At 61.6% G+C, this 13,424-nt stretch carries 19 protein-coding genes; all 19 read right to left on the reverse strand.

Annotated features, from left to right (window positions below; all coding sequences use genetic code 11):
- Positions 1-3: 3 nt before the first annotated feature.
- Positions 4-510, reverse strand: a complete 507-nt coding sequence (locus AC1RVY_RS21475) for a peroxiredoxin (RefSeq protein WP_218298008.1) — start codon at positions 508-510, stop codon at positions 4-6.
- Between the two features lie 134 nt (positions 511-644).
- A complete protein-coding gene (rpsQ, locus tag AC1RVY_RS21480; protein WP_218298007.1) occupies positions 645-914 on the reverse strand; it encodes a 30S ribosomal protein S17 in 270 nt (89 codons plus the stop codon).
- Positions 915-923: 9 nt separating this feature from the next.
- Entirely contained in the window at positions 924-1,118 is a 195-nt protein-coding gene (rpmC, locus tag AC1RVY_RS21485; RefSeq protein WP_008906429.1) for a 50S ribosomal protein L29, read from the reverse strand.
- Positions 1,119-1,134: 16 nt separating this feature from the next.
- Positions 1,135-1,551: a 50S ribosomal protein L16 gene (rplP, locus tag AC1RVY_RS21490; RefSeq protein ID WP_218298006.1), complete on the reverse strand. Its 417-nt coding sequence runs from the start codon at positions 1,549-1,551 to the stop codon at positions 1,135-1,137.
- A gap of 2 nt (positions 1,552-1,553) precedes the next feature.
- Positions 1,554-2,435 carry a 30S ribosomal protein S3 gene (rpsC, locus tag AC1RVY_RS21495; RefSeq protein WP_142149114.1) on the reverse strand — a complete coding sequence of 294 codons (882 nt, stop codon included), beginning with the start codon at positions 2,433-2,435 and terminating at the stop codon, positions 1,554-1,556.
- 15 nt (positions 2,436-2,450) lie between these two features.
- Positions 2,451-2,783 carry a 50S ribosomal protein L22 gene (gene rplV / locus AC1RVY_RS21500; protein ID WP_007847806.1) on the reverse strand — a complete coding sequence of 111 codons (333 nt, stop codon included), beginning with the start codon at positions 2,781-2,783 and terminating at the stop codon, positions 2,451-2,453.
- 9 nt (positions 2,784-2,792) lie between these two features.
- Positions 2,793-3,068 carry a 30S ribosomal protein S19 gene (rpsS, locus tag AC1RVY_RS21505; RefSeq protein ID WP_010467177.1) on the reverse strand — a complete coding sequence of 92 codons (276 nt, stop codon included), beginning with the start codon at positions 3,066-3,068 and terminating at the stop codon, positions 2,793-2,795.
- Positions 3,069-3,078: 10 nt separating this feature from the next.
- The gene (gene rplB / locus AC1RVY_RS21510; RefSeq protein ID WP_010467175.1) at positions 3,079-3,903 is read right to left on the reverse strand and encodes a 50S ribosomal protein L2; all 825 of its coding nucleotides are present in this window, start codon (positions 3,901-3,903) and stop codon (positions 3,079-3,081) included.
- Positions 3,904-3,905: 2 nt separating this feature from the next.
- Positions 3,906-4,220, reverse strand: coding sequence for a 50S ribosomal protein L23 (gene rplW / locus AC1RVY_RS21515; protein ID WP_007847815.1), 315 nt, complete (start codon positions 4,218-4,220; stop codon positions 3,906-3,908).
- Positions 4,217-4,837, reverse strand: coding sequence for a 50S ribosomal protein L4 (gene rplD, locus AC1RVY_RS21520; RefSeq protein WP_008906425.1), 621 nt, complete (start codon positions 4,835-4,837; stop codon positions 4,217-4,219). Before rplD ends, rplW begins: the two co-directional genes overlap by 4 nt.
- On the reverse strand, positions 4,837-5,511 hold the full coding sequence (rplC, locus tag AC1RVY_RS21525; protein ID WP_218298005.1) for a 50S ribosomal protein L3: 675 nt from the start codon (positions 5,509-5,511) through the stop codon (positions 4,837-4,839). Before rplC ends, rplD begins: the two co-directional genes overlap by 1 nt.
- 225 nt (positions 5,512-5,736) lie before the next feature.
- Entirely contained in the window at positions 5,737-6,048 is a 312-nt protein-coding gene (rpsJ, locus tag AC1RVY_RS21530) for a 30S ribosomal protein S10 (RefSeq protein WP_005796953.1), read from the reverse strand.
- A 26-nt stretch (positions 6,049-6,074) separates the two neighbouring features.
- Complete coding sequence (gene tuf / locus AC1RVY_RS21535) at positions 6,075-7,265, reverse strand: elongation factor Tu (protein ID WP_056642984.1); 1,191 nt, start codon at positions 7,263-7,265, stop codon at positions 6,075-6,077.
- 220 nt (positions 7,266-7,485) lie between these two features.
- The gene (fusA, locus tag AC1RVY_RS21540; RefSeq protein ID WP_218296707.1) at positions 7,486-9,588 is read right to left on the reverse strand and encodes an elongation factor G; all 2,103 of its coding nucleotides are present in this window, start codon (positions 9,586-9,588) and stop codon (positions 7,486-7,488) included.
- Between the two features lie 151 nt (positions 9,589-9,739).
- Positions 9,740-10,213 carry a 30S ribosomal protein S7 gene (gene rpsG, locus AC1RVY_RS21545; RefSeq protein WP_005798541.1) on the reverse strand — a complete coding sequence of 158 codons (474 nt, stop codon included), beginning with the start codon at positions 10,211-10,213 and terminating at the stop codon, positions 9,740-9,742.
- 171 nt (positions 10,214-10,384) lie between these two features.
- Positions 10,385-10,762 carry a 30S ribosomal protein S12 gene (rpsL, locus tag AC1RVY_RS21550; RefSeq protein ID WP_007851137.1) on the reverse strand — a complete coding sequence of 126 codons (378 nt, stop codon included), beginning with the start codon at positions 10,760-10,762 and terminating at the stop codon, positions 10,385-10,387.
- A 288-nt stretch (positions 10,763-11,050) separates the two neighbouring features.
- On the reverse strand, positions 11,051-12,220 hold the full coding sequence (locus tag AC1RVY_RS21555; RefSeq protein WP_369641148.1) for a D-alanyl-D-alanine carboxypeptidase family protein: 1,170 nt from the start codon (positions 12,218-12,220) through the stop codon (positions 11,051-11,053).
- 100 nt (positions 12,221-12,320) lie between these two features.
- On the reverse strand, positions 12,321-12,974 hold the full coding sequence (locus AC1RVY_RS21560; RefSeq protein ID WP_218339103.1) for an alpha/beta hydrolase: 654 nt from the start codon (positions 12,972-12,974) through the stop codon (positions 12,321-12,323).
- Positions 12,975-13,061: 87 nt separating this feature from the next.
- A complete protein-coding gene (locus AC1RVY_RS21565; RefSeq protein WP_218296704.1) occupies positions 13,062-13,421 on the reverse strand; it encodes a (2Fe-2S) ferredoxin domain-containing protein in 360 nt (119 codons plus the stop codon).
- Positions 13,422-13,424: the final 3 nt, after the last annotated feature.

Here is a 13,424-nt window from a genome sequence, read left to right on the forward strand (position 1 = left end):
GCATCACGCCCTGGCCTGGGCCAGCAGGGTGTCGGCGTCGCTCACCTCGAACTTGCCAGGGGCCTCCACGTTGAGCGTGACCACCTTGCCATCGCGCACCAGCATCGAATAGCGGTTGCTGCGCAGGCCCAGGCCCTTGCCGTTCAGGTCCAGCGTCAGGCCGGTCGCCTTGGCGAAGGTGGCATCGCCGTCGCCCAGCATGCGCACCTTGCCGTCGGTCTTCTGGTCGCGCGCCCAGGCGCCCATCACGAAGGCATCGTTCACGCTCACGCACCAGATCTCGTCCACGCCGGCGGCCTTGAATTCGGCTGCCTTTTCCACGTAGCCAGGCACATGCTTGGCCGAGCAGGTGGGCGTGAAGGCGCCAGGCAGCGCGAACAGGGCAATCGTCTTGCCTGCCGTGGCCTTGTCCACCGGCACGGGATTCGGGCCGATGGAGCAGCCTTCGCCCTCGACTTCCGAGTATTCCATCAGGGTGCTGGCTGGCAGGGTGTCACCGATTTTGATCATTGATCTCTCCTTGGGTTGCTGGGGGTATTGAACACATTCGCCTGCAGGCCTGCAAAAAAACGCGGCCCACAAAACAAAACGACCCACATTGTGGGTCGTTTTGAGGGGCTGTGCTGCCTGGAAGCCGGGAGGGCTTAGAGCAGGCCGGCCTTTTGCACCAAGCGGGTGGCAACCCAGTTCTTGGTCTTGGAGAGCGGACGGCTCTCGGTGATTTCGATCACGTCGCCCAGCTTGTACTCGCCCTTTTCGTCATGGGCGTGGTACTTGCTCGACTTCGCAACGATCTTGCCGTAGAGCTCGTGCTTCACACGGCGCTCGACCAGCACGGTCACGGTCTTTTGACGCTTGTCGCTGACCACCTTGCCAACCAAGGTGCGCTTGAGGGATTTTTTAGGTTCCGTCATGTGGGCTCCTTACTTGGCGGCTTGCTTTTCAGCAAGAATGGTCTTGGCACGGGCGATATCGCGGCGGGTGGTGCGCAGCGTGTTGGTGTTACCCAGTTGCTGCGTGGCCTTTTGCATGCGCAGGCCGAAATGGGCCTTTTGCAGCGCCTTGATTTCGGCTTCGATGCCGGCGACGTCTTTTTGGCGCAGTTCAGTAGTCTTCATTGCTTGTTCTCCTGAATTACGCGCCGATCAGGCGGCTGACGAACGTGGTGCGCAGCGGCAGCTTGGCGGCAGCCAGGCGGAACGCTTCACGGGCCAGTTCTTCGGGCACACCGACGATCTCGAAAACGATCTTGCCGGGCTGGATTTCGGCCACGTAGTACTCGGGGTTGCCCTTACCGTTACCCATACGCACTTCTGCGGGCTTGGTAGAGATTGGCTTGTCCGGGAACACGCGGATCCAGATACGGCCGCCACGCTTGACGTGACGGGAGATTGCACGGCGTGCAGCCTCGATCTGACGGGCCGTCAGACGGCCACGGTCGGTGCACTTCAGACCGAAATCACCGAACGCAACGGAGGAACCCCGCGTTGCGACACCAGTGTTACGGCCCTTTTGCTCCTTGCGGTATTTGCGGCGAGCAGGTTGCAGCATAGTTATTCTCCTTTACCGTCCGCTGCTGTAGCGGGCGCGGCGACTTTGCGTACGCGCTTAACGGCGGTGTTATCAGCGCCACCAGCTTCCGCTGGCTTGTCGCTGCCGTCGGCCGGAGCGGTGTTGCCACCGACAGGACGACGTGGGCCACGGCCTGCGCCTGGACGGTCGCCACCTGGGCGGCCATCACGGCGTGGACCGCGTGGGCGGCGCTCTTCGTCTGGACGAGGCGTTTCCACGGCGGGCAGGTCATTGCGGCCCAGCGTGTCACCCTTGTAGACCCAGACCTTGACGCCGATCACACCGTAGGTGGTCTTGGCTTCAGAGGTACCGTAGTCGATGTCCGCACGCAGCGTGTGAAGTGGCACGCGGCCTTCGCGGTACCACTCGCAGCGAGCGATTTCGATACCGTTCAGACGGCCGGACGACATGATCTTGATGCCCTGGGCACCCAGACGCATGGCGTTCTGCATGGCGCGCTTCATGGCGCGGCGGAACATGATCCGCTTTTCGAGCTGCTGCGTGATGCTGTCGGCAATCAGCTTGGCATCGATTTCAGGCTTGCGCACTTCTTCGATGTTCACTGCAACAGGCACGCCCAGGCGAGCAGCGAGTTCCTTCTTGAGGTTCTCGATGTCTTCACCCTTCTTGCCGATCACCACACCAGGACGAGCCGAGTAAATGGTGATGCGGGCGTTCTTGGCAGGACGCTCGATCAGGATGCGCGACACGGCGGCGTTCTTCAACTTGGCCTTCAGGTACTCACGCACCTTGATGTCTTCGGCCAGCATGCCCGCGAAATCGCGGTTGCTGGCGTACCAACGGCTGGACCAGTTGCGGCTGACCGCAAGGCGGAAGCCGGTAGGATGGATTTTCTGTCCCATAGTCTTCCCGAGCCTTTAGTTGCCAACCGTCACGTACACATGGCACGTGGGCTTGCTGATGCGATTGCCGCGGCCTTTGGCGCGCGCGGTGAAGCGCTTGAGCGTGGTGCCTTGTTCGACGTAGATGGTCTTGACCTTCAGTTCGTCGATGTCGGCGCCATCGTTGTGTTCGGCGTTGGCGATGGCCGACTCCAGAACCTTCTTGACGATTCCCGCAGCTTTTTTCTGCGTGAAGTTCAGGATGTTCAGAGCCTGGTCCACCTTCTTGCCGCGGATCAGATCGGCGACCAGACGGCCCTTGTCGACCGACAGACGGACGCCCCGGAGGACTGCACGTGTTTCAGACATGGTCGTTCCTTACTTCTTCGCTTTTTTGTCAGCGGGGTGACCCTTGAAGGTGCGCGTCAGGGCGAATTCGCCCAGCTTGTGGCCCACCATCTGGTCGGTGACATAGACAGGTACGTGCTGCTTGCCGTTGTGCACGGCAATGGTCAGACCGATGAACTCGGGCAGAACCATGGAGCGACGCGACCAGGTCTTGACTGGTTTCTTGTCCTTGGTGGCAACGGCCTTTTCGACCTTGGCCAGCAAGTGATGGTCAACAAATGGACCCTTTTTAAGAGAGCGAGTCATCTGTTACCCCTTACTTCTTGCGACGCGACACGATCATGATCTGTGTGCGCTTGTTGTTACGGGTGCGATAACCCTTGGTCAGATTGCCCCAAGGATCGACTGCATGGCGGCCTTCGCCGGTGCGGCCTTCGCCACCACCGTGAGGGTGATCCACCGGGTTCATGGCCACGCCGCGAACCGTGGGACGAATACCCATCCAGCGCTTCACACCGGCCTTGCCCAGTTGGCGCAGGCTGTGTTCTTCGTTGGCCACTTCGCCAATGGTGGCGCGGCATTCGATGTGGATCTTGCGAACTTCACCCGAGCGCATGCGCACCTGGGCGTAAACGCCTTCGCGGGCCAGCAGCGTTGCCGAGGCACCTGCCGAGCGGGCGATCTGCGCACCGGCACCGGGCTTGAGCTCGATGCAGTGGATGGTCGAACCCACGGGGATGTTGCGGATCGGCAGCGTGTTGCCAGCGCGGATCGGGGCTTCCGAACCGGACAGCAGGGTTGCGCCCACTTCCAGGTTGCGGGGAGCGATGATGTAGCGGCGCTCGCCGTCGGCATAGCACACCAGAGCGATGTGGGCCGTACGGTTGGGGTCGTACTCGATGCGCTCAACCTTGGCCGGAATGCCGTCCTTGTTGCGCTTGAAGTCCACCACGCGGTAGTGGTGCTTGTGACCACCGCCCTTGTGGCGGGTGGTGATGTGACCGTTGTTGTTACGGCCGGCCTTCTGGAATTGTGGTTCCAGCAGGGGGGCGTACGCTTCACCCTTGTACAGGTGGTCACGCGTGACCTTCACCACGGCACGTTGGCCGGGCGAAGTGGGTTTCATCTTGATGACAGCCATGATTACGCGGCCTCCCCGGAGAGGTTCAGCTCTTGACCTGGCTGCAGCGTGACGTATGCCTTGCGAACGTTGTCGCGGCGGCCGACGGTCTTGCCGAAGCGCTTGGTCTTGCCTTTGGTGTTCACCACAGAAACGCCCTTGACCTCGACCTTGAACATCAATTCCACAGCGGCCTTGATTTCTGGCTTGGTAGCGTTCTGCAGCACCTTGAACGTCACAGCATTGGACTTCTCGGCAACCATGGTGGCCTTTTCGGACACGATGGGAGCGACCAGCACTTGCATCAGACGACCTTCGTCAAACTTGAGTGTGCTCATGCGAACATCTCCTTGAGTTTGTCGATTGCACCCTTGGTGACGAGCACTTTCTTGAAACGGACCAGCGACACGGGATCTGCGTAACGGGGCTCGACGACGAGCACGTTCACCAGATTGCGCGAAGCCAGGTACAGGTTTTCGTCCACTTCATCGGCGATCACCATCACCGATTGCAGGTTCATCGCCTTGAACTTGTCGGCCAGGACCTTGGTCTTGGGCGAATCAAGCTTCAGGGAGTCGACCACAGCCAGACGGCCTTCGCGGGCCAGCTGCGACAAGATGGCAGACATACCGGCGCGGTACATCTTCTTGTTGATCTTCTGCGTGAAGTTTTCGTCAGGCATGTTCGGGAAAATCCGACCGCCCCCGCGCCACAGTGGCGACGAGGTCATACCTGCACGTGCGTTACCCGTACCCTTTTGCTTGAAAGGCTTCTTGGTCGAGTGACGGACTTGCTCGCGGTCCTTCTGGGCGCGAGTGCCTTGGCGTGCGTTGGCCTGATAGGCCACCACGATCTGGTGCACCAGATCTTCGTTGTATTCACGACCGAACACGGTTTCAGGAACATCCAGCTTGGATGCGCCCTGGCCTTGGTCATTCAGGAGTTCGAGCTGCATTAGTTCGCTCCTTTGGAGGCTTTGGCCTTGACCGCTGGACGCACCGTCACGAACCCACCCTTGGAGCCCGGAATAGCGCCCTTGATCAAGAGCAGTTGACGCGCTTCGTCGATGCGGATCACATCGAGGTTTTGCGTGGTCTTGGTGACATCGCCGAGGTGGCCCGTCATGCGCTTGCCGGGGAACACACGACCTGGGTCTTGTGCCATACCGATCGAGCCAGGCACGTTGTGCGAACGGCTGTTACCGTGCGACGCGCGCTGCGAGCTCATGTTGTGGCGCTTGATGGTACCGGCGTAGCCTTTACCGATCGAGGTGCCTTGCACGTCGACCTTCTGACCCACGGAGAACACGGACGTCACAGCCACCGAGGCGCCAGCTTGGTACTGGGCTGCGGTATCGGCGGTCACGCGGAATTCCTGGATGATTTCACCGGCTTCCACACCTGCCTTGGCAAGGTGGCCGGCTTCTGGCTTGGTCACGCGCGATGCTTTGCGCGAACCGAACGTGACCTGCAGGGCCACGTAGCCATCGTTCTCTTGGGTTTTGATCTGGGTAACGCGGTTGTTGGACACATCCACCACCGTGACAGGCACTGCGTCCCCATCATCGGTGAACAGACGCATCATGCCCACTTTGCGACCCAGCAACCCGAGGGAGTTGCTCAGACTCATTGGTTTTCTCCAAAACTCTCACCGCCGCAACTTCAATTGGCTACGGCGTTTCCGCAAGCTCTCGCCTGCGTGCATGAAAGAAGGTTAATAAAACTCCGCACGGCCGGCACCTTTTCAAAGGCGCAAATCGAGCGAAGCCCTAAAGTATAACGCGAACTGCTTTCGCAAGCAAGTTCGCGTTATTTCGGACCTTGCGGGGTGGGCGAACCCACCCCGCAAAAGCCATTACTGCAGCTTGATTTCGACGTCCACGCCCGCGGGCAGGTCGAGCTTCATCAGGGCGTCCACGGTCTTGTCCGTAGGATCCACGATGTCCATCAGGCGCTGGTGCGTGCGGATTTCGAGCTGGTCGCGGCTGGTCTTGTTGACGTGCGGCGAGCGCAGGATGTCGAAACGCTTCATGCGCGTCGGCAGGGGCACGGGGCCCTTGACGATGGCGCCGGTGCGCTTGGCGGTGTCAACGATCTCGGCAGCGGACTGGTCGATCAGCTTGTAGTCAAACGCCTTCAGGCGGATGCGGATTTTTTGCTTGGACATGGCAAGTTCCTTGTTCTGCTTATGAATTAAGCAATGATCTTGGCCACGACGCCAGCGCCGACCGTACGGCCGCCTTCGCGGATGGCGAAGCGCAGGCCTTCTTCCATGGCGATGGGGTTGATCAGCTTGACGGTGATCGACACGTTGTCGCCAGGCATGACCATTTCCTTGTCGGCCGGCAGCTCGATGGCGCCGGTCACGTCGGTCGTGCGGAAGTAGAACTGTGGGCGGTAGTTGTTGAAGAACGGCGTGTGGCGGCCGCCTTCGTCCTTGCTCAGCACATACACTTCAGCGGTGAAGTGGGTGTGGGGCTTGATCGAGCCGGGCTTGCACAGCACTTGGCCGCGCTCCACGTCTTCGCGCTTGGTGCCGCGCAGCAGCAGGCCAACGTTGTCGCCAGCCTGGCCTTGGTCCAGCAGCTTGCGGAACATTTCCACGCCGGTGCAGATGGTCTTTTGCGTGTCGCGGATACCGACGATTTCGATTTCTTCGCCGACCTTGATGATGCCGCGCTCGACGCGACCGGTCACCACGGTGCCGCGGCCGGAGATGGAGAACACGTCTTCCACGGGCATCAGGAAGGCACCGTCCACAGCGCGCTCTGGCGTGGGGATGTAGGTGTCCAGCGCTTCGGCCAGCTTCATGATGGCTTCTTCACCCAGCTTGCCCTTGTCGCCTTCCAGGGCGAGCTTGGCCGAGCCACGGATGATGGGGGTGTCGTCGCCTGGGAAGTCGTACTTGTCCAGGAGTTCGCGCACTTCCATTTCGACGAGTTCCAGCAGTTCTTCGTCGTCCACCATGTCGCACTTGTTCAGGAACACGATGATGTAAGGCACGCCCACCTGGCGGGCCAGCAGGATGTGTTCACGGGTCTGGGGCATGGGGCCGTCAGCGGCCGAGCACACCAGGATGGCGCCGTCCATCTGGGCAGCGCCGGTGATCATGTTCTTCACATAGTCGGCGTGGCCGGGGCAGTCCACGTGGGCGTAGTGGCGGTTGGCCGTTTCGTATTCCACGTGCGCGGTGTTGATCGTGATGCCGCGGGCCTTTTCTTCGGGCGCCGCATCGATCTGGTCGTATGCCTTGGCTTCGCCGCCGAACTTGGCGGACAGCACGGTGGCGATGGCCGCCGTCAGCGTCGTCTTGCCATGGTCCACGTGGCCGATCGTGCCCACGTTGACGTGAGGCTTGGTCCGTTCGAATTTACCTTTTGCCATTTTGAATCTCCAAAGAGCAATGCCTGTGTTGGGGTTTAACGTCTGCACCCGATTGCTGGTTCGTCCCGCACAGGGCAACAGGACGGCACCGGGTCGCAGATTGCAAGAATTTTGCTACTGTTTTAATAGCTGCTAGCGCTTTATAGACAAGCGCCAGCAGCCAATTTGACTCAAAAAAAAGAGGAAAGGCTGCCCAGGGCAGACCTTTCACTCGACGCGCTTACTTGGCGCGTGCAGCCATGATGGCTTCGGACACGTTGCGAGGCGCTTCGCTGTAGTGCTTGAATTCCATCGAGTACGTGGCGCGGCCTTGCGTCGCGGAACGCAGCGAGGTCGAGTAGCCGAACATTTCCGACAGCGGCACTTCGGCGCGGATGGCCTTGCCACCGCCCGGGATGTCGTCCATGCCCTGGACCATGCCACGGCGGGAGGACAGATCGCCCATCACCGTGCCGGCGTAGTCTTCAGGCGTTTCCACTTCCACGGCCATCATGGGTTCCAGGATGACGGGGTTGGCCTTGCGGCAGCCTTCCTTGAAGCCGAAGATGGCAGCCATCTTGAACGCCAGTTCGTTCGAGTCCACATCGTGGTACGAACCGAAGTGCAGCGTGACCTTGACGTCCACCACGGGGTAGCCGGCCAGCACGCCTTGCGTGACAGCTTCGTTGATACCCTTTTCCACGGCCGGGATGAATTCGCGAGGAACCACACCGCCCTTGATCGCGTCGACGAACTCGATGCCCTTGCCGGCTTCGTTGGGTTCGATCTTGAGCACGACGTGACCGTACTGGCCCTTGCCGCCGGACTGGCGCACGAACTTGCCTTCGGCTTCTTCCACCGTCTTGCGGATGGTTTCGCGGTAGGCCACCTGGGGCTTGCCCACGTTGGCTTCCACGCCGAATTCACGCTTCATGCGGTCCACGATGATTTCCAGGTGCAGTTCGCCCATGCCGGCGATCAGCGTCTGGCCCGATTCTTCGTCGGTCTTCACGCGGAAGGATGGATCTTCCGCAGCCAGGCGCTGCAGCGCGATGCCCATCTTTTCCTGGTCGGCCTTGGTCTTGGGTTCCACGGCCTGCGTGATCACGGGCTCAGGGAACACCATGCGCTCCAGAATGATCTGGGAGTCGATGTCGCTCAGCGTTTCACCGGTCGTCACGTCCTTCAGGCCCACGCAGGCAGCGATGTCGCCGGCGCGGATTTCTTCGACTTCCTGACGCTCGTTAGCGTGCATCTGCACGATACGGCCGATACGTTCCTTCTTGCCCTTGATGGGGTTGTAGACGGTGTCGCCCTTGCTCAGAACGCCGGAGTACACGCGCACGAAGGTCAGCTGGCCCACGAACGGGTCGGTCATCAGCTTGAATGCCAGGGCCGAGAACTTCTCGTTGTCATCCGCCTTGCGGGTGACAGGCTTTTCGTCTTCGTCCGTGCCGGTCACGTCAGGAATGTCCGTCGGTGCTGGCAGGTAGTCGATCACGGCGTCCAGCATGCGCTGCACACCCTTGTTCTTGAAAGCGGTACCGCACAGCATCGGGTGGATTTCCGTGGCGATGGTACGCGTACGCAGGCCGAACTTGATCTCGGCTTCGGAGAGGTCGCCCTCTTCCAGGTACTTGTTCATCAGCTCTTCGGAGGCTTCGGCAGCGGCTTCCACCATCTTCTCGCGCCATTCCTTGGCGGATGCGACCAGGTCGGCTGGAATTTCTTCGTAGGTGAACTTCATGCCCTGCGAGGCTTCATCCCACAGGATGGCCTTCATCTTGAGCAGGTCGACCACGCCGGTGAACTTGTCTTCGGCGCCGATCGGGATCACCACGGGCACGGGGTTTGCCTTCAGGCGCAGCTTCATCTGCTCGTAGACCTTGAAGAAGTTGGCACCGGTACGGTCCATCTTGTTCACGAAGGCCAGACGGGGCACCTTGTACTTGTTGGCCTGGCGCCAGACGGTTTCCGACTGGGGCTGCACGCCACCCACGGCGCAGTACACCATGCAGGCGCCGTCGAGCACGCGCATCGAACGTTCCACTTCGATCGTGAAGTCCACGTGACCGGGGGTGTCGATGATGTTGAAGCGGTGCTCTTCGTAGGAGTTGTCCATGCCCTTCCAGAAGCAGGTCGTGGCAGCCGAGGTGATCGTGATGCCGCGCTCTTGTTCCTGCTCCATCCAGTCCATGGTGGCAGCGCCGTCGTGCACTTCACCAATCTTGTGGCTCACGCCCGTGTAGAACAGGATACGTTCGGTGGTCGTGGTCTTGCCAGCGTCAATGTGGGCCGAGATACCGATATTGCGGTAGCGCTCGATGGGAGTCTTGCGAGCCATGGTGGATCCTTGGATGGGTCGTGTTATTCAGGGGAAGGGCCCAGCATTGTGGCGCTGCGACCCGTCAATTTTGTGACCGCCTCAATCGCCACAAGGCTGCAGGCAAGAATGCCGGCAGCCTTGCGCTTGGCGACGAGGGCAGTTCGTCGATTTAGAAGCGGAAGTGGCTGAATGCCTTGTTGGCTTCGGCCATGCGGTGCACTTCGTCACGCTTCTTCATGGCGCCGCCACGGCCTTCGGTGGCTTCGAGCAGCTCGTTGGCCAGACGCTGGGCCATCGACTTCTCGCCGCGCTTGCGGGCGGCTTCCTTGATCCAGCGCATGGACAGGGCCAGGCGACGGACAGGGCGCACTTCGACGGGCACCTGGTAGTTGGCACCGCCCACGCGGCGGGACTTCACTTCGACCATGGGCTTCACGTTGTTGATGGCAACGGTGAACGCTTCCAGAGGGTCCTTGTCAGGGTGCTTCTTCTCGATCAGTTCCAGGGCGCCGTAAATGATGCGCTCTGCAACTGCCTTCTTGCCGCCTTCCATGATCACGTTCATGAATTTGGACAGCTCTACATTGCCGAACTTGGGATCCGGCAGGATTTCACGTTTGGGGACTTCGCGACGACGTGGCATTTTTCACCTCTATCTTTGCTTCAGTTGGCATCTTTTCAGACACCGCGAGAGCCAATCAGGACTCCCACTTACTCGACCCGCGCAGAACACCTGCGTTTGGGGTCACTACGCTGCATCACCGCGCCACGCGGGAGACAGCACCGAAAATTCTGTTGTGCAAAAGCGCAGGGCTTACTTGGCCTTGGGCTTCTTGGCACCGTACTTGGAGCGCGATTGCTTGCGGTCTTTCACGCCTTGCAAGTCGAGCGAACCGCGCACGATGTGGTAACGCACACCGGGCAAGTCCTTGACACGACCGCCGCGAACCAGCACCACGCTGTGTTCCTGCAGGTTGTGGCCTTCACCGCCGATGTAGGAAATCACTTCGAAGCCGTTGGTCAGGCGAACCTTGGCGACCTTCCGCAGAGCGGAGTTAGGCTTCTTTGGCGTCGTGGTGTACACACGGGTGCACACGCCACGGCGCTGGGGAGAGTTTTCCATCGCAGGGCTCTTGGACTTGATCTTTTCGACCTCGCGCCCCTGACGGACTAGTTGATTGATGGTTGGCATGAAATACGTCCCTAAACGTAAAAAACGAAAACGTGAAACCCTTCGGAAATTCCGAAAAGCCTTCTAATGTAGCAGCATGGCCCCCAACGGGCAAGTGCCGTGGGGCGTTCCCCTTAAAACCCATCCCGGTACGCCAACATTGCCCGCCGCTCTTGAAAGCGTGCGACCCATGCCAGAGCAGCCGTGCAAGGGCCGCCCCGCTGCACTGGCTGCGCGCCCCGTCCAGAATGGCGCAGCCATTCGCGAGACGGGGTGAAGGCGCGGCAGCGCCTCAGGGGGATGGTCCTGCTACTTGATCCACAGCCGGATCGCATCCCAGGCCCGGCCCAGGATCCCCGCCTGCTCCACGCCTTCGAGCGCGATGAGGGGCACCTCGGCCAGGGCCTGCTCGCCCAGCATCACCTTGAGGTGGCCGACGGACTGGCCCTTGGTGAACGGTGCCACCAGCGGGTCGGGCCGCGCGATCTGCGTGGTGATCTTGCCTGCGCTGCCCGAGGGCACCGCCACGACGATGGCTTCCTCGCGGCCGATCTTGAGGGTGTTTTCCGTGCCCTTCCAGACGGCGGGCGTGGCCACGGGCTTGCCGGCCTCGAACAGCTTGACGGCCTCGAACGCGGTATAGCCCCAGTTCAACAGCTTCTGGCTTTCATTCGCACGCGCATTTTCGCTGGCGGCCCCGAGCACGATGGACAGCAGGCGGCGCTGGCCCACGCCGGGGAATTCACGCTTGGACGTGGCCACCAGGCAGTAGCCCGCGGCAGCGGTATGGCCGGTCTTGAGCCCGTCCACCGTCGGGTCGCGGAACAGCAGCGAATTGCGGTTGCTCCCGTTCGACGCGGGGGTGCCGGGGTAGCTGTACTGCTTGGTGGAGTAGTAGTGCATGTACTCCGGGAAGTCCTTCATCAGGCGCATGGCCAGCACGGAAAGGTCGCGCGCGGTGGTGGTGTGGCCGGGTTCGGTGAGGCCTTCGGGGTTCTTGTAGCTCGTGCCCTTCATGCCCAGTGCCTGGGCCTGGTCGTTCATGAGCTTGACGAAGTTCTCGGCCGTGCCGCCCACGCCTTCGGCCAGCGCCATGGTGGCGTCGTTGCCCGACTGCACGATCATGCCCTTGATGAGGTCTTCCACCGGCACCTGCATCTTGGGGTCGATGAACATGCGCGAGCCGGGCATCTTCCAGGCGCGCACGCTCACGGGCAGCTTCTGCTCCAGGGATATCTTCTTGGCGCGCAACGCATCAAACACCAGGTAGCCGGTCATGAGCTTGGTGAGCGAGGCCTGCTCGACGGGAGCATCGATGTCCTTGGCCGCGAGCACCTGGTTGGCGGTGACATCCACCAGCAGGTATGTGCGCGCGGCGATTTCGGGAGGTTGTGGCGCCTGGGCAAAGGCCCCGAAGGCGGCAGGGGCCACCGCAGCAAGGACGGCCAGGGATCGCAGCGCGGACAGGATTCGTTTCATGGGGCAATAGGGGGCTGGAAAGGCTCGAGGAAAAAAGGGAATGAAGAAGAAAGACGGGACAGGAAGGCGCGGCGGCGTGGCCTGCCGCGGCCGGGGCGTTTCAGCCCCCCGACCGCAGGTGGCGCACCACCAGATTTTTCAAAAGCGGCAATTGTCCGTGAAAGAAATGGCCGCCCGCGGGAATGACTGTGACAGGCAGTATCTGGGGCCGCGCCCAGTCCATCACGGCGGAAAGCGGCACGGTGTCGTCCTGCTCGCCATGCACGACCAGGGTCTGCAGATGGGCGTCGGGGGGCACCGGGGCGACGGTGAAGCGGCTGGCTGCGGTGCCCACCAGCACCGCGTGGTCCACGCGGCCCTGCGGCCAGAGGGCGGCCAGCGCGTGGCTGGTGACGAATGCGCCGAACGAAAAACCCGCCAGCGCGATGCGCGGCCCCGCGTCGCCCGCGGGCGCCACCTGTTCCACCACGGCCAGCAGGTCCTGCAGTTCGCCCCGGCCTTCGTCGTGCACGCCTTCGCTGCCGCCCACGCCCCGGAAGTTGAAGCGCACCGCCGTCCAGCCGCACTGCACGAAGGCGCGCGCCAGCGTCTGCACCACCTTGTTGTCCATGGTGCCGCCAAAGAGGGGATGGGGGTGCGCGATGATGGCCACGCCCCGGGGAGGCGCACCGCCGTCGGGCGCGGCGGCATCGCGCACGGCCTCGATGGCGCCAGCGGCGCCGGACAAGCTCAGGCGTTCGGTTTGGGCATTCACGAATTGCTACTCAATCAATAGCTGTTAGCGCACGGCAGTCGTGCGCCAGCGGCTGAAATCATTCCAAAGTCCAGGATGGAGGCGCTTTCAGCGCCCGAGTTCCGCCGGTGGCACCAGGCGTTCCACGATCTGGCCATTCTTGAGGTGCGACTCGACGATCTCGTCGATGTCGGCATCGTCGACATAGGTGTACCAGGTGCCTTCGGGGTAGACCACCGCGACGGGGCCGGCCGCGCAGCGGTCCAGGCAGCCCGCCTTGTTCACGCGCACCTTGCCGGCGCCCGCCAGGCCGGCCGCCTTGACCTGCGCCTTGCAGCGGTCAAAGCCCGCCTGCGCGTTGTGGTGGGCGCAGCTGTCTTCGCCGTTGGTCCGGTCGTTCAGGCAGAAAAAGATGTGGCGCTGGTAGTAGCCGGGCGCTGCGGCCGGCGAGGGGTTGGTGTCGCTCATCCA

Source organism: Acidovorax sp. GW821-FHT11A03, from assembly GCF_058809075.1.